We start from the raw sequence: 18,961 nt of genomic DNA on the forward strand, positions 1-18,961 counted from the left end.
AGAAGGTGCCGGGCCTCCCCGGCGTATCCCCGCACCCGGTCAGGGCCTAACCCCGGGTACTTTATTCCCCGGTGTCCGGCGGTTTTTGATAGGCTGGTTCACAACATCGGGCGTTCCGGCCGCCCGTTTCCACTATCTCACGAACAACCACTCGTCGATCCACACTCACGGCACACGTAGCAGGAACCGTTGCGGGTCATCAGGCTGCCGCAGTCCGAACAGGACGGCGCGTCGGCCTGGGCAACGTAGACCTCGTGCTCCTGGTTTTCCTGCGCGGTCATGGTCTGGTCCATGGCGTTCGAGTGCATGGTGTTGTCCATGTCCTGGTCCGCCACGATCTCGGAATGGCTGTCCTCGGGCAGGAACTTCACCGCGAGCCACCGGAAGATGTAATCGGTGATGGACTTGGCGATGGGCACGTCCTTGTTGCCCGTCATCCCGGCCGGCTCGAACCGCATGTGGCTGAACTTGCGGATCAGGCTCTCCAGGGGCACGCCGTACTGCAGCGACACGGAAATGGCCGTGGCGAAGGCGTCCATCATGCCGGATACGGTGCTGCCTTCCTTGGACATGCGCAGGAAGATCTCGCCCGGCTGGCCGTCTTCGAAGAGTCCGACGGTCAGGTAGCCTTCGTGGCCGGCGATGCTGAACTTGTGCGTGACCGCCTCGCGCTCGTCCGGCAGCCGGCGGCGAACGGGTTGGACCTCGGCGGCCTCTTCCTTCTCCGACGCCTTGGTACTGAGCGGCTGGGTGCGTTTCGACCCGTCGCGGTAGATGGCCAGGGCCTTGAGCCCCAGTTCCCCACCCTTCAAATAGACGTTCATGACGTCTTCGACCGTCGCCTCGTTGGGCAGGTTGACCGTCTTGGATATGGCGCCCGAAATGAAGGGCTGCGCCGCGGCCATCATCTTCACGTGGCCCATGTGGTGGATGGAACGGCTTCCGTTTTCGGTCCGGAACGCGCAGTCGAAGACCGGCAGGTGTTCCTGGAGCAGGTGGGGCGCGCCTTCGATGGTCCCGTGCTCGTCGATGTAATGGACGATCCGCTCGATCTGCGGCTTGGAGTAACCCAGCTTCTCCAGGGCGGAATAGACGGTGCGGTTCACGATCTTCATGGTCCCGCCGCCCACCAGGCGCTTGTACTTGACCAGGGCGATGTCGGGCTCGATGCCCGTCGTGTCGCAATCCATCATGAAGGCGATGGTCCCCGTGGGCGCGAGCACCGTGGCCTGGCTGTTCTTGTACCCGTGCATCTTGCCATTGGCGAGTGCGTTGTCCCACGCGGTGCGCGCGGCGTCCAGCAGGTTCTTGTCCACCATCTCCGCCTGGATGTCGTCCACGGCGTCCCGGTGCTTCTGCATCACCCGCAGCATGGGCTCGCTGTTGACGTCGTAGCCGGCGAAGGTGCCCAGGTACTCGGCGAGTTCCGAGGACCGGTAGTATCCCTGGCCGGTCATCAGCGCCGTGATGGCGCCGGCGAAGGCGCGGCCCCCGTCGCTGTCGTAGGGCAGGCCCATGGCCATGAGCAGCGCACCTAGATTGGCGTAGCCCAGTCCCAGTTGCCGGAAGGCGCGGGCGTTCTCGCCGATCTTCTCCGTGGGGTAGCTCGCGTTGTCGACGATGATGTCCTGTGCCATGATCATGATGTTGACCGTGTGGATGAATCCCACCACGTCGAAGGTGCCTTCGTCGGTCAGGTACTTGAGCAGGTTGATCGAGGCCAGGTTGCACGCGCTGTTGTCCAGGTGCATGTACTCGGAACAGGGATTGCTCGCGTTGATGCGGTCCGTGTTGGCGCAGGTGTGCCAGTCGTTGATGGTCGTGTCGTATTGCATGCCCGGGTCGCCGCACTGCCACGCGGCTTCCGCGATCCAGGACATGACGTCCTTCGCCTTAAGGTTTTCCACCGGCTTCTTCTTCGTGACCGACTGCAGCGTCCATTCACCGTCATTCTCCACCGCGTCCAGGAAGTCGTCCGTCACCCGCACGGAGTTGTTGGCGTTCTGGAACTGGATGGAGCTCCACGCGTCGCCGTTCAGGGTCATGTCCCAGCCGGCGTCACCGAGGGCGTAGGCCTTGCGCTCCTCGTTCGCCTTGCACCAGATGAACTCCACGACATCCGGATGGTCGATGTCCAGGACGACCATCTTGGCCGCCCGCCGGGTCTTGCCGCCCGACTTTATGGATCCGGCCACCGAATCGGCCGCCCGCATGAAGGAGACCGGCCCGGAGGCCTGGCCGCCCGAGGAGAGGATTTCTTTGGAGGAACGGATCCGGGACAGATTCACCCCGGCGCCCGAACCGCCCTTGAAGATCATGCCTTCGACCTTGCACCACTCGAGGATGGACTCCATGGAGTCGTCGACCGAAAGGATGAAGCACGCCGAGCACTGGGGCGTGTCCTCGACGCCCGCGTTGAACCACACCGGACTGTTGAACGTGGCCCGCTGATGGAGGATGATCTGCTTCAGTTCGTTCTGGAAGGCATCAGCGTCTTCCTCCGAGGCGAAGTAACCCTGCGCGCGCCCCCAGCCCGCGATCGTGTCCGCCACGCGGTTGATCATGTGCTTGACGCTGTTCTCGCGCTTCGGGGTGCCCAGGGGTCCGCGGAAGTACTTGGACACGACGACGTTGGTGGCCAGCTGCGACCAGTCGACCGGGATCTCCACGTCCTTCTGCTCGAAGACGACTTCGCCGCCGTCCCCGGCTATGGTGGCCGTCCGCTTCTCCCACTCCACGCCGTCGTAGGGATCATGGCCGGGATTGCTGTACAGCCGCTCGACGGAAAGTCCGCCGGATGCGGCAGGCACTTCGATGGGCGCGTCGTCAGGTGCGTCGACTGGCGCGTCGACTGAGGTCGCGTCATCGACGGACACTTCGGCAGACCCTCCGGCCGCAGATTCCTCCGTCTCTTCCATCAGGAGATCGTGAGTTTCTTCCAGATTCAATTCTAGTTTGTCTTCAGCCATACGTGCCCCCTAAAATCACCTACGTCGAATTGTAACGTCGAAATGATGTGGATATTATGTCAACAAAAATACCTGGTCCTGCAAAACGCGGACCAGGCACCTAAATTTCTGAATCAGCCCTGATCGGGCTGGTCCTTGACGACCGCAGCCAGCTCCTGCTTCTCCAGTTGTTCGAGCTCATCCGCGAACTCGCTCCTGTCCTTGAAATCCCGGTAGACCGACGCGAAACGCACGTAGGCCACTTCATCGATCTTTCGCAGTTCCCGGATGATGAATTCGCCGATCTTGTCGGAGGAGACCTCGCGTTCGCTCAGGTTGCTTACGTGGTACACGACACGGTCCACAAGCTCGTGAAGTTGATCTGCGGAAACCATGCGCTTCGTGCACGCCAGCTTCAGACCTCGCATGATCTTTCCGCGGTCGAAGACTTCCCGCCGGCCATCGGATTTCACCACCATCAGTTCTTCTTCTTCGATGGCTTCGTAGGTCGTGAATCGCTTGGTGCAGGACAGGCACTCGCGGCGGCGGCGGATCGTTCTACCGCTCTGGATGGTTCGGGAGTCTACAACGTGGCTGTTGAGCGTGCCACACGCAGGACATCGCATCTGCGGCGGATCTCCGATTGTAATTGATTGATAATTTAAGAATTAAGAATCACTAGGTGTAGTGGTGCAAAGACACGTAGCAAACAAGATATTGTATAGTATACTGTATAGCAAGTATGTTTTTGTAACTTTTTTTCTGACAAAACACACACCAACGTGTGCAATATAGCGAGATTCCCGCAGGGCGGGGCTCTACGACATTTGTAATTTTTAATGCACCTGGAAGCGATATCGTACGAGCCTACTCCATCCGCAAGGCCTCGACCGGATTCGCGGCAGCGGCCCGCACGGCCTGGAAACTGACGGTGAGCAGGGCGATCGCCATGGCGAGGGAACCGGCGAGGATGAAGGTGGTCCAATCCAGGCTGACGCGGTAGGCGAAACCTTCGAGCCAGGCGTTCATCGCGAGGTAGGCTACGGGCCAGGCCACCACGATGGCCGCGATCACTAGCCGGAAGTATTCGCCGGACAACAGTGCGATCAGACTGGGGGCAGATGCGCCAAGGACCTTGCGGACTCCGATTTCCTTCGTGCGCCGTTCCGCGGTGAAGGAGGACAGCCCGACGAGCCCGAGGCAGCCGATGATAACGGCCAGTACGGCGAAGCTTACGAAGATCCTGGCAAAACGCTCCTCGGCTTCATGCAGGCGCGCAAAGGTGTCCTCCACGAAGAAGTATTCGAGAGCCCAATCGGGATTTACTTCATGCCAGGCTTCCTCGATCGCCGAAAGCCCTTCGGACATGCGGCCGGCATCTATTTTGATCATGGCGTAACCGCCCGGGTAGTTCGGAAACAGCACCAGCGGTTCAATGGGTTCGTGTAATGCGGCGTAATGGAAATCCCTGACCACGCCAACGATCGACGGCCGTAATTCACCGCGCTCATTGGAATCCGTAATCAGTTCCTGCAGCCCTTCGATCTCCTTGCCCAACGCTTCGCCGGCGGATGCATAGCCAAGCCGGTCAACGGCCGCTTCGTTGATGACCACCGCACCCGTCGCCGTCCAGTCGCCGGGGAACGCGGAATCGAAGTTCCTACCCGCCACCAGTTCGATGCCGAAAATCTCGATGAAATCATCGTCCACCCAGGCCTGGTACATATCGATCGTCGATGATTCGTCCTGGCTCCGTCCGCGCGCCTTGATCGGCGCCGCGGCGTTCTTGTGCCCGGGAAGCAGGAAATTCATCGAGACGATCGTCACCGCAGGTATTTCCTTCAGCCGTGCTTTGTAGACGCCGGATTTTACGACCACCGGCGCGAAGGTCTGAGGCACCGCGACGACCTGGTCGGAATTGAGCCCCATGTTTCGTGCGCGTATGAAATCGAGCTGGCTGTAGACCACGCCGGTGCAGATGATCAGGGCGATCGAAATCACGAACTGTCCCACGACCAGGATCCGGCGGATGGCAGTATTTCCGGCGCCCATGGAGCGCAGGCCGCTCAGCGCGTGGACCGGTGCGAGCCCGGACAGGTAAAGGGCCGGATAGCTTCCCGCGGCAAACCCCACCACGGCGCCGATCGCCACGACGGCGCCCAGGGCGAACCACACAGTCCCCGCGTCCAGGGATATGGTTTTTCCCGTTATCACGCTAAACCACGGCAGGCTCAGCAAGGCAAGCAGGAGGGCAACGCCAACCGCAATCCCGGTCATGAGCATGGACTCGCTGATGAACTGCCGGATCACCTGGCTTCTGGCCGCGCCGAAGGTCTTTCGCAGGCCGATTTCCCCGGCCCTTCCCGCGGACCGCGCGGTGGCCAGGTTCATGAAGTTGATACACGCGATGAGGATGATGAATACGGCGATGGCGCCGAAGAGGTAGACGTACCGGATATCGCTGTTCGGGGTCAATTCCCGCTCGAGACGAGAGTGAAGATGAATATCCGTGACCGGCTGCAGCCTCAAGGTCAATGTCGAAGAATCACCGTCATATCGGTCGCCCACGTACTTCTCCACGAAGTCGGGCAGCCTGGCTTCCAGTTCACCCGGATCGCTGCCCTCGCGAAGCAGGACGTAGCTGTACGACTTGCGCCAGTCCCACACGTCGGCTGATTTATCCGCGTAGTGCTCCTGGATCCGGAACGCCGCGAGGATGTCGAATCCGAGGTGCGTGTTGGCAGGCAGGTCCCGCATGATTCCGGTCACCTCGAAGTGGAAGGATCCTTCGGCGTCCAGGATCTTGCCTATTGGGTTTTCGTCGCCGAAGTACTTCCGGGCGATGGACTCCGACAGGACGACTTTGTCGATTCCGGCCAGGGCCGTACGGGGATCGCCGGCTATCAGCGGCACGTCGAACACGTTGAAGACCGACGAGTCGGCCAGGTAGAAGTTCCGTTCGTAAAAGCCCCGGTCCCCGTACTTGATCATCCAGGCGTTGCCGGGCGGATTGAAGCGCACCATGTCTTCCACTTCGGGGAAGTCTTCGCGCATGAATTTGACCGTGGGCATCATCACTTCTGCCGTGCGGACCACCTGGTCGCCGTCGCGCTCTTCCGAGATTACGCGGTAGATACGGTCAGCCTTCTCATGGTACCGGTCGTAACTAAGCTCGTCGCGGATGTATAGAAGGATGAGGAGCGCGCACGCGATCCCGAGCGCAAGGCTCATCACGTTGATGGACGCGTAGCCCTTCTGGCGGTTCAGATGGCGCACGGCCACCGTCAGGTAGTTACGGAACATGGCGCGTTTACTCGGTTCGCAGGGACTCGACCGGATTGGCCGTGGCCGCCCGCACGGCCTGGTAACTCACCGTCAGGAGGGCGAGGACGATGGCAAGGGCGCCGGCCAGGACGAAGGTCATACCGTCCAGGTCGACGCGATACGCGAAATCGTCGAGCCAACGATTCATCGCGAAATAGGCGGCCGGCCAGGCGATTACGTTGGCCACGATCACGAGCCGGACGAATTCCCCTGACATCAACCCGATCAGGTTCGGCGTGGACGCGCCGAGGACCTTGCGCACTCCGATTTCCTTCGTGCGCCGTTCCGCGGTGAAGGAGGAGAGGCCCACGAGACCGAGGCAAGCGATAAACACGGCCAGTGCGGCGAAACTGACGAATATCCTGCCGAAGCGCTGCTCGGCTTCGTAGAGGCGCGCATAGGTATCTTCGACGAAAAAGTACTCGAAGGCGAAGTCGGGGTTTGTGTCGCGCCACGCTTCCTCGATCGCCGAAAGCCCTTCCGAAAGTTGATTGGCGCTGATCTTGACGACCACGTGGCTGCCGTCGGATTCGGGAAAAAGCACCAGAGGTTCGATGGGTTCATGCAGCGAAGCGTAGTGGAAGTCTTTCACGACACCGACGATACTGCGCGGTTCCGCGGTTTCCTCATCGAAACCGTGTCGCTCGTCAAACACCCAGTCAAACTGACCATCCAGGGCTTCCTCGGCGGAACCGTAACCCAGCCGGGAAACGGCGGCTTCGTTTAATATCGTCCCGCCGCCCGCTCCATACCAGTCGGCGATGTACGCGCGATCGAAGAACCTGCCGGCGGCCAGTTCCATGCCGAACGTTTCGAAAAACATGTCGTCCGTCCAGGCCTGGTTCATTTCGATCTTGGCGTTATCATCTTCGCCCAATCTGCGCACCACGGCGGTGATCACGGCGTTCTTGTGAAAAGGCAGGATAAAGGTAGCCGTGGCATCCTCCACGTGCGGACTTTCCCTCACCCGCTGCCTGTATAGTCGCGCCTTTTCAATGACCGGGGTAAACGTCAGCGGCACGGCGACGAGCCGTTCCGTGTCCATACCCAGATTCCGGTTTCGGATGTAGTCGAGCTGGTCGTACACGACGCCTGTACAGATGATCAGGGCGATCGAGATTACGAACTGGCCCGCGACCAGCGTTCTGCGCATACCCACGTTGCCGGCATCCCCGGACAACGCGCCCTTCAGGGTATCGATCGGAGCGAGTCCGGACAGGTAAAGCGCGGGATAGCTTCCCGATATCAGCCCGACAACGATGCCGGTCACCGCCGCGGAGCCCAGGATGAACCACGCGGTATCCGCGCCCAGTGAAATGGTTTTGCCTGATACCAGGCTGAACCAGGGCAACCCAATCACCACCGACAGCACCGCGATACACGCCCCCAGGCCGCTCATGATCAGAGATTCGCTCAGGAACTGCCGCATCACCTGGCCCCGGCCTGCGCCGAAGACCTTGCGCATTCCGATTTCCCGGGCCCTTCCCGCAGACCGTGCGGTTGCCAGGTTCATGAAGTTGATGCAGGCGATGAGGATGATGAACACGGCGATAGCGGCAAAGAGATACACGTACCTGATGTCGCTGTTCGGCGTTAGTTCCCGCTCGAGCCGGGAATAAAGGTGGATGTCCGTCACGGGCTGCAGCCGGTAGGTCAGCGATGACGATTCGCCGTCGTAGATATCGCCGACGTACTTCTCCACAAAAGCGGGCAACCTGGCTTCCAGTTCGGCCGGATCGCTTCCCTCCCGGAGCAGGACGTAGCTGTACGACTTTCGCCAGCCCCAATCGTCGAGTGACTGCTCTGTAAACGCCTCATGGATCCGGAATGACGCAAGAATGTCGAATCCGAGGTGCGTATTGGACGGCAGGTTCGCCATGACGCCGGCCACTTCCAGGTGAAAGGTCCCTTCGGCGTCCAGGATCTTTCCCAGGGGGTTCTCGTCGCCGAAATACTTCCGGGCCACAGACTGGGACAACACGACCCGGTTCCTTCCGCTCAGCGCGGTCCGGGGATTGCCTGCCAAAAGCGGGACGTCAAAGACATTAAAGACCGAAGAGTCGGCCAGGTAGAAATCGCGTTCGTAGAATCCCCGGTCGCCGTACTTGACCATCCAGGCGTTCACGGGCGGGTTGAGACGTACCATGTCTTCCACTTCGGGGAAGTCTTCTCGCATGAACCTGGCCGTGGGCGTCATGACTTCCGCGGTCCGTATGGTCCGAATAACTCCGCCGCCCTGGCGTTCCTCGGCGATCACGCGGTAGATGCGGTCCGCTTTGGCGTGATAACGGTCATAGCTCAGTTCGTCCCGGATATACAGCATGATGAGGACGCAGCACGCGATCCCGAGCGCCAGGCTCATCACGTTGATGAACGAGTAACCCTTCCTGCGGCTCAGATGCCGGAGGGCAACCGTGACGTAGTTTCTGAACATGGTGAAATGTTACCGCTATTAAAAGGAACGAGCGATGCGATCTACTCGGCCCGCAGCGACTCCACCGGATTGGCGGTGGCGGCCCGGGCAGCCTGGAAACTCACGGTCAGGAGGGCGATCGCCATGGCCAGGACGCCAGCCAGAATGAAGGTGGCCCAACCCAGGTCGACGCGGTAGGCGAAGTTGTCCAGCCATCGGTTCATCACCAGGTAGGCCGCCGGCCAGGCGAAGATGTTGGCCACGATCACGAGCCGGACGAATTCGTTGGACAGCAGGCGAAACAGGTTCGGTATGGAAGCGCCCAGGACCTTGCGTACCCCTATTTCCTTCGTCCGCCGTTCCGCGGTGAAGGAGGAGAGGCCGACGAGACCGAGGCAGGCGATCAGCACGGCCAGGGCGGCGAAACTGACGAATATCCTGCCGAATCGCTGTTCGGCCTCATACAGGCGCCCGAAGATGTCTTCCACGAAGAAATACTCGAAGGCGAACTCCGGGTTCACTTCCTGCCATACGTCTTCGATCATTTCAAGGCCTTCAGACAGGGATTCCGGCTTGATCTTGATGACGACGTGACCGCCCTGGTAGTCGGCGAACATGACCAACGGTCCTATGGGCTGGTGCAGCGACGTGTAGTGAAAGTCCTTCACAACGCCGACGATCCTGCGCAGTTGCCTGCCTTCCTCCTGCCATCCCTGCCGCAGTTCCCGCACCCAGTTCAATTCCTTGCCTACGGCGTCTTCCGGAGAATCGAATCCCAGCCTCATTACGGCGGCCTCGTTCAGAACGGCCCCGCCTCCCGCAGTCTCCCAACCCCAGTCGCTGACGAAGGAAGTGTCGAAGTAGCGGCCCGTGACGAGCTCAATGCCCAACGTCTCGACGAAGTCTTCATCCGTCCAGGCCTGGCTCATATCGATCTTCTCGAATTCGCTTTCGCCCGTCCGCTGTAACGTGATGGGTATCACGGCGTTCTTGTGACCGGGAAGGATGTACGTGGAGGTGGCGTTAGTAATGTACGGACTTTCCTTCACGCGTTGTTTGTATATCCTCGCCGTCTCCTGGACCGGGTCGAAAGTCAGGGGGACGGCCACGACCAGGTCCGTGTTCAGCCCCATGTTTCTCTTCTGAATGAAATCCATCTGGCTGTAAACCACACCGGTACATATGATCAGGGCGATTGAAATGACGAACTGGCTTACGACCAGCACCCGGCGCATGCCGGCCGTGCCGGAACCGGACGCGAGCGTTCCCTTGAGCGTCTCGATCGGCGCCAGACCGGACAGGTATAGTGCGGGATAGCTGCCCGATACGCACCCGACGATGACACCGATGACCACTACGGCGCCGAGGGCAAACCAGGCGGTTTCAGCATCCAGGAACATGGTCTTGCCCGTGAGCAGGTTGAACCACGGCAGGCTGATCCACGCGAGCATCAAAGCGAGCAACACGGCCAATCCGCTCATCAGCAGCGATTCGACGAGAAACTGCCGCGCCATCTGGTACCGGACTGCGCCGAAAACTTTTCGGAGGCCGATTTCCCTGGCCCTGCCCGCGGACCGGGCGGTCGCCAGGTTCATGAAATTGATGCAGGCGATGACGATGATGAAGACCGCGATGGCGATGAAAAGGTAAATGTACCTGATATCGCTGTTAGGCGTCAGTTCCCGTTCCAGGCGCGAATGGAGATGGATGTCCGTTACCGGCTGCAGCCTGTATGTCAGTGTGGCTTCACCGCTTTCGTAGCGGTTTCCAAGGTGTTTTTCCACGAAAGCGGGCAGCTTGGCTTCCAGTTCGGCCGGATCGGTGCCCTCCCGGAGCACGATGTAACTATGGGCCGTGCGCCATCCCCACTCGTTGACATTCCTGGAGTAGGCTTCCTGGATCTTGAAGGACGCGAGAATATCGAATCCGAGGTGGGTATTGGCGGGCAGGTCCGGCATGATACCGGTCACTTCGAGGTGAAAGGTCCCTTCGGAGTCCAGGATCTTACCCATGGGGTTTTCGTCGCCGAAGTACTTCCTGGCAATGGATTCGGACAGCACGATCTTGTCGTTCCCGGTCAGCGCCGTCTTTGGATTGCCCGTAAGCAGGGGAACCTGGAACACGTCGAAAACCGTCGTGTCGGCCAGGTAGAAGTTCCGCTCGTAGAAACCCTTGTCGCCGTACTTGACCATCCAGGCGTTGCCGGGGGGGACGAGGCGGACCATGTCCTCGATTTCCGGGAAGTCCTGGCGCATGTACCAGACCGTGGGCCTCAGGACATCGGCGGTACGAACGACCTCGCCTCCCTGTCGTTGTTCGGCCGTTACGCGGTAGGTTCGGTCCGAGCGGTCATAATAACGGTCATAGCTCAGCTCGTCCCGGATGAAGAGCAGGATGAGGAGGCAGCACGCGATCCCAAGCGCCAGGCTCATGACGTTGATGAACGAATAGCCCTTCTGGCGGTTAAAGTGACGGAACGCTACCGTGAAGTAGTTGCTGAACATGGGATGCCTTGAATCAGTCTATCGGCCAATCGGGACCATCGAAAAGTACTCGTTTTCTCCCAATTGGGGATGCATCAGCACCTTATTCCCTTAACCCTGGCAGAAGTACAACTGTATAATAACGCTGTGGCGCACGAACTGCACCCATCTTTCCACCCTTGTGCAAGTTTACCATGACCGATCTCTTCTCCGACCAGGCCGAAAAGCAACTGCAACGGGAAGCGCCGCTGGCCTCCCGCATGCGGCCCGATTCGCTGGAGGGTTTCCTGGGCCAACGGGGGCTGGTCGGCCGGGGACGCCTCCTGAACGAGTCCATCGAGCGGGACACGCCCTTTTCGATGATCCTGTGGGGGCCGCCGGGATCGGGCAAGACCACCCTGGCCTTCATCATCGCCCGTTCCACGGATTCGCATTTCGTCGCGTTGAGCGCCGTGAGCGCCGGCGTGAAGGACCTGCACAAGGCGACCGCCGAAGCCCGGGACCGGCTGGGCATGCACGGCAAGCGGACCATCCTGTTCATCGATGAGATCCATCGCTTCAACAAGCTGCAACAGGACGCCGTGCTGCCGACCGTGGAGAACGGCACGCTGACCCTCATCGGCGCGACCACGGAGAACCCGTCCTTCGACGTCAACAACGCCCTGCTGTCCCGCTGCCGGGTACTCCGCCTGGAGCCGCTTTCGGAGGAGGATCTGCAAAGTATCGTTCGCAACGCGCTGGAGGACGAAGAACACGGACTGGGCGGGCGGAACATCGAGTTGGACGACGAGGCGGCCGCGCACCTGGCTGCCGTGGCCGGCGGCGACGCCAGGATCGCCCTGAATACGCTCGAAGTGGCGGCCATGACCACGCCGCGCGGCGACGGGAACCGGATTCGGCTGACCGTGAAGGAGATCGACGAAGCCCTGCAGCACCGTTCGCCGCACTACGACAAGGGCGGGGACTGGCACTTCGACGCCATTTCGGCCCTGCACAAGAGCGTGCGGGACTCCGATCCGGACGGCGCCCTCTACTGGCTGGCCCGGATGCTCATCGCCGGCGACGACCCCCTCTACATTGCGCGCCGGGTCATCCGCATGTCCGTGGAAGACATCGGACTGGCGGACCCCTTCGCGCTGACCCTGACCACCTCCGCCCAACAGGCGGTCCATTTCGTGGGCCAGCCCGAAGGCGACCTGATGCTCGCCCACGCGGTGGTGTACCTGGCCACCGCGCCGAAGAGCAACGCGGTCTACGCGGCCTTTTCGAAGGCACGGCAGGACGCGGAGCAGACGAGCGACGAGCCGGTGCCCATGCACCTGCGCAATGCCCCGACCCGCCTGATGAAGGAAATGGGCCACGGCAAGGGATACAAGTACGCCCACGACTACGACGGGGCGTCCGTGGACCAGGAGCATCTGCCCGAATCCATCAAGGGGCACCGCTACTACGAACCCACCGACCGGGGCCGCGAAGAGAAGATCCGTGTGTGGATGGAGAAGATGCGGAAGGCCAGGGACGGCGGCTGACAGGCCGGTCCGCCCGGTCCTCGCGCGACCGGTACAAACTCTGTTACGCGATCGCCTTGCGGTAACAGTAGTCGAAGAGGAGTTCCCATTCGCGCTGCTGGATGCCGCGGCAGAGATCTCCGGCCGGGACGCCGCCCACGTTGGCACCTTCACACAAATCGATGAAAGCGTAAGGATCCCAGGAGGACTGGGACATGAGGTACGCTGCCTCGCTCGGCAGGTTGTCCGTACCGGACGCGATGGTCGCCGCCTCGTCTCTCAACTCGGGGTAGACATCGTGGTCGCCGACGCGCCCGAACCAGTACTTCCCGTTGGGATAATCCGGTTCGCGGCGGTGCATGATGCCGTGCCAGTAGCTGCCCGTGGGCGTGGTGATCTGCTGGCTGATGGTGTGCGAGGTGACCAGAAAGTCGTGGTAGAGCCACAGGGCGGACCGGCAGCCCTCGGCCATCGTCCGGTCGCTGATGCAGTTCGGCGCGAAAGCCTCGTCCAGGTCCAGGGCTTCCAGGCCGACCTTCGCAGGTGTGTTCTCTTCGCCCGGGTCCAGCGCCATGATGCGGGGCGTCTTGAGCAGTTCCGCGAAAACGGATCCGTAGGCGGTGGGGTCGAAGGCAGACATGATCGGTCCTTTCGTAATGCGGGTGCGAAACAGGTCGCGGGGTCACGAGGTCAGGGAAGCGCAGGCCCCGGTGTCGCGGGCTTCGGCGGGCACCGGCTACGGGGTCACGAGGTCTCGGCGGGCGCCGCTTTCCGTTTCTTCAGCACCTCGTTCATGCTCCCGGTGCGGTATCCTTCCAGGTCCAGCGTGACGTAGTTATAGCCGATTTCCTTCAAGTACGCCGCGATCTCGTCGTGGTGCTCGATTACCTTCGCGAGATCGGCGGGCTCCGTCTCGATGCGGGCCATGTTTCGGTGGTGCCGCACCCGGAACTGCTTCAAGCCCAGGCCGCGGATGAAGGCTTCGGCCCGGCCGACTTGTTCAAGGGCTTCAATCGTGATCGGATCGCCGTAGGGAAAGCGCGACGACAGGCAGGCCAGGGACGGCTTGTCCGCCGTGGGCAGGCCGAGTTTCTCCGACAGCGCGCGGACGTCGACCTTGGTGAACCCGGCGTCCTTCAGCGGGCTGCGCACGCCGTGTTCCCGGATGGCCAGCATGCCCGGGCGGAAGTCGCTTATGTCGTCCAGGATGCTGCCTTCGCAGATGAAAGCGGCGCCTTCTTCCCGGGCGATCACCTCGAGGCGCGAATACAATTCATCCCGGCAGAAATAGCACCTCCGCGGATTGTTCTGCATGTACTCCGCGTTGTGGATTTCCTCCGTGTCCACGTAGCGGTGGCGGGCGCCCATCCATTCGGCCAGTTCGGCGGCCTCGTTCTTCTCCTCCTCAGGCAGCGACTCGGACACGCCGGTTACGCCCAGGGCGCGGTCCTCCAGCACGTCGGAGGCGACCTTCAGCAGCAGCGTGCTGTCCACGCCGGCGGAGTAGGCCACCAGGACGCTGCCCATGGCGCGCAGATCATCGCGTAGCGACTGGTATTTTTCGTCCAGCGTGGAGGTCTGGTTCCGGCTCAAGTCCAGCTCCCCGATAAACCCGAATTCACCGTAGGCGAGTTCCGGTATCGATCCCGGCTGAAACGCCTTCACGGCACGCGCCGGCAAGGGAACGCCCACCATGATTTCGCTTGACAGAAAGGGGGTTCCGCCGCAATTTAACACGTCTGTTTTTAGTAGGTTAAAGATAGGGCGGATACGGATTCGAGACAACGGTTTTTTGCGGTAAATCGCAGTGATCGAAGGGGCCGGGAGGTCCTTACAGGCACGCAACGGAGCACGATCAGGCATGAATCTGGACGAAAGGACGCAGTCCATCGCTTCGGCGGGCAATGGTTCGGAGAACGGATCGAGCAACGGTTCGAGCGAACCGACCCGGCTGTACAGCGGCATCCAGCCAACCGGCGACATCCACATCGGGAACTATCTCGGCGCCGTGGCCAATTGGGCCAAGCTCATCCCGAAGTACGACTGCATCTACTGCGTCGTGGACTACCACGCCATCACCATCAAATACGACCCGGACACCATGCGGGACGCCGTGCTGGACACGGCGACCATGGGCATCGCCTGCGGCCTCGACCCGGAACGCTGCACCTTCTTCGTGCAGTCCCACGTATCCGAAACCATGGAGCTGGCCTGGATCTTCAGCACGGTCACCGCACTGGGCGCCCTGGAACGGATGACCCAGTTCAAGGACAAGGCCGCCCAGCACAAGCAGAACATCAACGCGGGCCTGTTCACCTACCCCGTGCTCCAGGCGGCAGACATCCTGGGTGTGAAGGCCGACGGCGTGCCCGTGGGCGACGACCAGTCCCAGCACCTCGAGCTGACGCGCGAGATCGCCCGGCGGTTCAACCACCTGTACGGGCCGGTGTTCCCCGAGGCCAGGACGCTCTACAGCCCCGCGCCGCGCATCCTCGGCCTGGACGGCCAGTCCAAGATGAGCAAGAGCCAGGACAACTACATCGCGATGAAGGACCGGAGCGACACGGTCAGGAAGAAGCTCAGCACCGCTTATACCGATCCGAACCGGCTGCGGAGATCGGACCCCGGTAACCCGGACATCTGCAACATCTTCACGCTGCACAAGTCCTTCTCCAGTCCCGACGAAGTGGCGGCCATCGATACGGAATGCCGGAGCGCGGGCATCGGATGCGTCGACTGCAAGAAGAAGCTGGGCGACAACATGGAAACCGCGATGACGCCGATCCAGGACAAGTACGAAGACCTGACCGCCCGGCCCGACGACGTGCGGGACGCCCTCGCCACGGGCGCCGACCGCGTAAGGACGCTGACGTCGGACACCATGTCGGAGGTCCGGGAAAACCTGGGATTGCGGTAGGCTGGGAAGCGTATACCGACGGCGCAGGCCGACGGCGAGCGGATGGTACCAGACGCTACTATGTATCTACACCGGGTGGAACCCCTTGCCCTTCACCGCGTTCATTACAACGTGATGGTATATCCTCCCCGCCCATAAGAATCATGCATGGATATTTACTCGAAAGAATACGCCCACCATTCCCGGCTCCTGGGACGGACCGTAACCTTTCGCCGCAGTACGGCCAAGAACCTCCTGATCGCCTTCGCGGCCGCCGGGCTGCTCCATAGCCTTTTCCTGGTGGTCCTCCTGGCCACCGGCCTGCTCGAAGACAAGAACATGATCGAGCTCACCCTCGCGCCCTATGAGCGCCTGGAGCAGCTCGAACAGGCCTATATGGAAATGCAGAACCCGCCGACCCTGGTCGACGTGCCGGAAGAAGCGCGCGTGGAGGAACCCCCGGACGACCCCGACGCCGACGTGGCGGACAAGAATGCCGCCGCGAGCGATCTGCTGGAGGATACGGAGCTGCCCGAGGGGTTGGCTTATTCTGAGGGCGACCTGGAAATCAGGACGATGGAGGATTCCGAAGAAGAGGAAGATCAACAGCACGACCCCTTCGCCGGCGGCGTACCCCTCACTCCCCGGGCGGGCGGCATCGAGGACTTCAACGAACTGGTAGACCCGCCGATGTGGACCTCCGACATGATCATCCGGCCCGAATACCGGGGCCGGGGCGGTCGGGAAGGCCGCGGTGAAGGCGGGATGGAAGGGGAGGTCATTGCTTCGGCGCCCCGGCCTACCGGTCCGGAAGCCCCGGTCTTCATTCCCCAGGACGACCTGAACGAACTGGCCCAGGAATCCCGGCAACCCGCGTACGAGCGGCACCGGCGCTTCGGATTCGGATTCGGGAGTACCGGGCCGCGGGTGCCCAGGACAGATAACCGCCACACCTCGGTCAGGGACTACGGCGATTTCTCCCTCAGCACCTACGCCTGGGACTACGCGCCTTACCTGTACATCCTCCGCGAAAGGGTGAGACGGCGCTGGTTCGCCCCGGAGGCCTTCAACCTCGGCCTGGTGAGCGGGCGGGTCATCATCCGGTTCAAGATCATGCCCGACGGCGCGCTGCGCGACCTCGAGGTCCTGTCCTACCGGGACAACGACATCCCCTACCAGTCCCTCGTGGCCTCGAGCCGCAACGCCATCGAGTCGGCCAGCCCCTTCCCGCCGCTTCCCGCCGATTTCCTCCATCCATTCCTGGAAATCACCGGCACTTTCTACTACCAGATCCTGCGTGCGAGGTAAATGAGGTCAACGTTGCAAGCGCAAATCGGTAGACTCGTCGATTCGAAGGCGTTTCAGCACACCGTACTCGGGGTGATCACGGCGGCCGCCATCCTGGTGGGGCTTGAAACCTCTCGGGAAATGGTGGCCCGGTACGGCGACTGGCTGCACCGGCTCGACCAGTTGGTCCTGCTGTTCTTCATCGTGGAAGCCGTGCTGAAGATGGCGCGCCACGGCCGTCACTGGTACCGGTATTTCGGCGACCGCTGGAACGTGTTCGATTTCCTCATCGTGGTGGCCTGCCTGATGCCCGCGGGAGGACAGTACGCGGCGGTGCTGCGCCTGGCCCGGGTGCTCCGGGCGCTGCGGCTGGTGACCGCGGTGCCGAAACTGCAACTGCTGGTCAACTCGCTGCTCAAGTCGGTCACTTCGCTGGGATACGTCGGCCTCCTGCTGGCCGTGCTGTTCTACGTCTACGCGGTGCTGGGCGTCTACCTCTTCCGCGGCAACGATCCGGTGCACTTCCAGGACCTGGCGACGGCGCTGCTGACCCTCTTCCGGGTCGTGACCCTGGAGGACTGGACCGATGTGATGTATATCCAGATGTACGGCAGCGACGCTTATCCGAATTACGCTGACTTCGCCCAGGCCCACCTCCGCGAAGCCTCCCGGGCCATGCCCGTCCTCGGCGCCGCCTTCTTCGTTTCCTTCGTGATGCTCGGCACCATGATCATGCTGAACCTCTTCATCGGAGTCATCATCAACTCCATGTCCGAAGCCCAGGCCGACCGGGAGTCGGAGGAAAGGCGCAGGCACCTGGAGCGGGACGGACGGATCAGCGTGGGGGATGAAATCGGGTTGATCGAGGAAGAGATCCAGAAACTTTCGAGACGACTCAAGTCTCTGCGCGGGCGGGCGGATGCAGACAGCAGGGATGGCTGACGCGTACCGGCGATGGCTGACGTGTGCCGGTGGTGGTTGGCTCGTGCTGCGACGCTCAACGCGTGCCGGCGGTGGGTGACGCGTACCGGCGCGGCCCGGCATTCAGATCTGATCGCCGCCTTCCGGCCCGTAGAAGATGACCCAGGTGGTCATCGACTCGCCGAAATCGAGGAACCGGTGCTCGACGCCCGCGGGCACGAAAAAGAAATCCCCTGCCTCGAAAGGCACCACCTCTCCCCCCATTTCGAACTTCCCCTGCCCTTCGACGATCACGTAGCACTCGTCTCGGTCATGGGGTTTCTGAGCGTCCACGCCCCGGGGCATGTACAGCTCGATCTCCAATTCGCCGCGCTCCAGGGCGACGTGGAACCGGTCCCCGTTCGGGGCGGGAATCTTCGCGGCGACTTCTGCGGGGGTGATGCGTTTGCAGGTGTGTCTGTTCATATTCCTCTTCCAACCAGGTGAAGTGTATATTCAGTTGAATTCCGTTTACCTTCGTAGGACCCATTCAACACATGATGGCATGTAATGTCCCAACGTACCGAAGTGACCTACAAATGGCCACGAATTTGTACTATGGAATTAGCAAAAGGAGTCGCCGTTGACACCTACCGGGCACCCTATTAACTTGATCTGGACACTACAAGACGAACTGGTGCTGCCAAACGGTACCGATCGGTCCTGCGCCTGGAGCCGTGACGTCCGATTCTAAACCGTGGAGGTCCTGATGGCTAGATTATGGACGGCGATTATAGAGCGAGAAGGCGATGGTTATGTCGCTTTGTGTCCCGAATTGGATGTCGCCAGTCAGGGTTCGAGCGTGGCCGAGGCCCGTGAAAACTTGAAGGAAGCCCTGGAGTTATTCTGCGAAACAGCTTCGGGTGACGAATTAAACCGTCGTCTCCATGCGGAAATCTATGTAACACAAGTTGAGGTGCCTGTTGGCTAAACTTCGTGTGCTTTCCGGCCGGAAAGTTTGCGATATCCTGTCGAAAAACGGGTTCGTCGAGGTAAGGAGAAGGGGAAGTCATATACTTATGCAAAAGACTGGTCCAAAAGATGGAACCGTCACAGTTCCGGTTCCAGATCACAAAGAGTTGTATTTAGGTACTCTACGATCGATCATTCGCCAATCCGGTCTGCCACGGACGTTATTTGAG

At 61.1% G+C, this 18,961-nt stretch carries 14 protein-coding genes; 6 read left to right on the plus strand and 8 right to left on the minus strand.

All coding sequences use genetic code 11. From position 1 onward, the window contains the following. Nucleotides 1–137: 137 nt before the first annotated feature. The 5 genes from F4Z81_02310 to F4Z81_02330 all read right to left on the minus strand — a co-directional run bounded on the left by F4Z81_02310 (nucleotide 138) and on the right by F4Z81_02330 (nucleotide 11,189). The gene (locus F4Z81_02310; GenBank protein ID MXW03881.1) at nucleotides 138–2,918 is read right to left on the minus strand and encodes a vitamin B12-dependent ribonucleotide reductase; all 2,781 of its coding nucleotides are present in this window, start codon (nucleotides 2,916–2,918) and stop codon (nucleotides 138–140) included. 164 nt (nucleotides 2,919–3,082) lie between these two features. Continuing rightward, on the minus strand, nucleotides 3,083–3,574 hold the full coding sequence (nrdR, locus tag F4Z81_02315; GenBank protein ID MXW03882.1) for a transcriptional repressor NrdR: 492 nt from the start codon (nucleotides 3,572–3,574) through the stop codon (nucleotides 3,083–3,085). Nucleotides 3,575–3,815: 241 nt separating this feature from the next. After that, complete coding sequence (locus tag F4Z81_02320) at nucleotides 3,816–6,251, minus strand: FtsX-like permease family protein (protein ID MXW03883.1); 2,436 nt, start codon at nucleotides 6,249–6,251, stop codon at nucleotides 3,816–3,818. A gap of 7 nt (nucleotides 6,252–6,258) precedes the next feature. Next, the gene (locus F4Z81_02325) at nucleotides 6,259–8,706 is read right to left on the minus strand and encodes an FtsX-like permease family protein (protein MXW03884.1); all 2,448 of its coding nucleotides are present in this window, start codon (nucleotides 8,704–8,706) and stop codon (nucleotides 6,259–6,261) included. 41 nt (nucleotides 8,707–8,747) lie between these two features. Next, nucleotides 8,748–11,189 carry an FtsX-like permease family protein gene (locus tag F4Z81_02330; GenBank protein MXW03885.1) on the minus strand — a complete coding sequence of 814 codons (2,442 nt, stop codon included), beginning with the start codon at nucleotides 11,187–11,189 and terminating at the stop codon, nucleotides 8,748–8,750. A 173-nt stretch (nucleotides 11,190–11,362) separates the two neighbouring features. Between F4Z81_02330 and F4Z81_02335 the strand changes: the two genes are divergently transcribed. Then, on the plus strand, nucleotides 11,363–12,697 hold the full coding sequence (locus F4Z81_02335) for a replication-associated recombination protein A (GenBank protein ID MXW03886.1): 1,335 nt from the start codon (nucleotides 11,363–11,365) through the stop codon (nucleotides 12,695–12,697). 43 nt (nucleotides 12,698–12,740) lie between these two features. Here the strand turns inward: F4Z81_02335 and F4Z81_02340 are convergent, their stop codons facing one another. Together F4Z81_02340 and larE are read right to left on the minus strand one after the other, a co-directional pair. Next, nucleotides 12,741–13,316: a hypothetical protein gene (locus F4Z81_02340; protein ID MXW03887.1), complete on the minus strand. Its 576-nt coding sequence runs from the start codon at nucleotides 13,314–13,316 to the stop codon at nucleotides 12,741–12,743. Between the two features lie 104 nt (nucleotides 13,317–13,420). Further along, complete coding sequence (gene larE / locus F4Z81_02345) at nucleotides 13,421–14,371, minus strand: ATP-dependent sacrificial sulfur transferase LarE (GenBank protein MXW03888.1); 951 nt, start codon at nucleotides 14,369–14,371, stop codon at nucleotides 13,421–13,423. A 166-nt stretch (nucleotides 14,372–14,537) separates the two neighbouring features. Here larE and trpS point away from each other — a divergent pair, with 166 nt between their 5' ends. The 3 genes from trpS to F4Z81_02360 all read left to right on the plus strand — a co-directional run bounded on the left by trpS (nucleotide 14,538) and on the right by F4Z81_02360 (nucleotide 17,801). Beyond that, on the plus strand, nucleotides 14,538–15,593 hold the full coding sequence (trpS, locus tag F4Z81_02350) for a tryptophan--tRNA ligase (GenBank protein ID MXW03889.1): 1,056 nt from the start codon (nucleotides 14,538–14,540) through the stop codon (nucleotides 15,591–15,593). Between the two features lie 147 nt (nucleotides 15,594–15,740). Further along, the gene (locus F4Z81_02355; protein ID MXW03890.1) at nucleotides 15,741–16,880 is read left to right on the plus strand and encodes a TonB C-terminal domain-containing protein; all 1,140 of its coding nucleotides are present in this window, start codon (nucleotides 15,741–15,743) and stop codon (nucleotides 16,878–16,880) included. After that, a complete protein-coding gene (locus tag F4Z81_02360; GenBank protein MXW03891.1) occupies nucleotides 16,881–17,801 on the plus strand; it encodes an ion transporter in 921 nt (306 codons plus the stop codon). It abuts the gene before it with no gap. Between the two features lie 102 nt (nucleotides 17,802–17,903). Here F4Z81_02360 and F4Z81_02365 read toward each other — a convergent pair whose 3' ends face one another. After that, nucleotides 17,904–18,245, minus strand: coding sequence for a cupin domain-containing protein (locus F4Z81_02365; GenBank protein ID MXW03892.1), 342 nt, complete (start codon nucleotides 18,243–18,245; stop codon nucleotides 17,904–17,906). A gap of 283 nt (nucleotides 18,246–18,528) precedes the next feature. Between F4Z81_02365 and F4Z81_02370 the strand changes: the two genes are divergently transcribed. Both F4Z81_02370 and F4Z81_02375 read left to right on the plus strand, forming a co-directional pair. Next, nucleotides 18,529–18,750 carry a type II toxin-antitoxin system HicB family antitoxin gene (locus tag F4Z81_02370; GenBank protein ID MXW03893.1) on the plus strand — a complete coding sequence of 74 codons (222 nt, stop codon included), beginning with the start codon at nucleotides 18,529–18,531 and terminating at the stop codon, nucleotides 18,748–18,750. Then, nucleotides 18,743–18,961: addiction module toxin, HicA family (locus F4Z81_02375; GenBank protein MXW03894.1), on the plus strand; the 219-nt coding region annotated here is incomplete at its 3' end. The genes F4Z81_02370 and F4Z81_02375, both read left to right, overlap by 8 nt.

Source organism: Gemmatimonadota bacterium, from assembly GCA_009835325.1.
Classification (GTDB): Bacteria; JAAXHH01; JAAXHH01; order JAAXHH01; family JAAXHH01; genus JAAXHH01.

Bases quoted from the DNA above. Each gene is read 5' to 3' on its own strand.
- F4Z81_02370 (MXW03893.1), top strand. From the start codon at position 18,529: ATGGCTAGATTATGGACGGCGATTATAGAGCGAGAAGGCGATGGTTAT.
- F4Z81_02355 (MXW03890.1), top strand. From the start codon at position 15,741: ATGGATATTTACTCGAAAGAATACGCCCACCATTCCCGGCTCCTGGGA.
- larE (MXW03888.1), bottom strand. From the start codon at position 14,371: ATGGTGGGCGTTCCCTTGCCGGCGCGTGCCGTGAAGGCGTTTCAGCCG.
- F4Z81_02335 (MXW03886.1), top strand. From the start codon at position 11,363: ATGACCGATCTCTTCTCCGACCAGGCCGAAAAGCAACTGCAACGGGAA.
- F4Z81_02310 (MXW03881.1), bottom strand. From the start codon at position 2,918: ATGGAAGAGACGGAGGAATCTGCGGCCGGAGGGTCTGCCGAAGTGTCC.
- F4Z81_02320 (MXW03883.1), bottom strand. From the start codon at position 6,251: ATGTTCCGTAACTACCTGACGGTGGCCGTGCGCCATCTGAACCGCCAG.
- F4Z81_02360 (MXW03891.1), top strand. From the start codon at position 16,881: ATGAGGTCAACGTTGCAAGCGCAAATCGGTAGACTCGTCGATTCGAAG.
- F4Z81_02365 (MXW03892.1), bottom strand. From the start codon at position 18,245: ATGAACAGACACACCTGCAAACGCATCACCCCCGCAGAAGTCGCCGCG.
- F4Z81_02330 (MXW03885.1), bottom strand. From the start codon at position 11,189: ATGTTCAGCAACTACTTCACGGTAGCGTTCCGTCACTTTAACCGCCAG.
- trpS (MXW03889.1), top strand. From the start codon at position 14,538: ATGAATCTGGACGAAAGGACGCAGTCCATCGCTTCGGCGGGCAATGGT.
- nrdR (MXW03882.1), bottom strand. From the start codon at position 3,574: ATGCGATGTCCTGCGTGTGGCACGCTCAACAGCCACGTTGTAGACTCC.
- F4Z81_02340 (MXW03887.1), bottom strand. From the start codon at position 13,316: ATGTCTGCCTTCGACCCCACCGCCTACGGATCCGTTTTCGCGGAACTG.
- F4Z81_02325 (MXW03884.1), bottom strand. From the start codon at position 8,706: ATGTTCAGAAACTACGTCACGGTTGCCCTCCGGCATCTGAGCCGCAGG.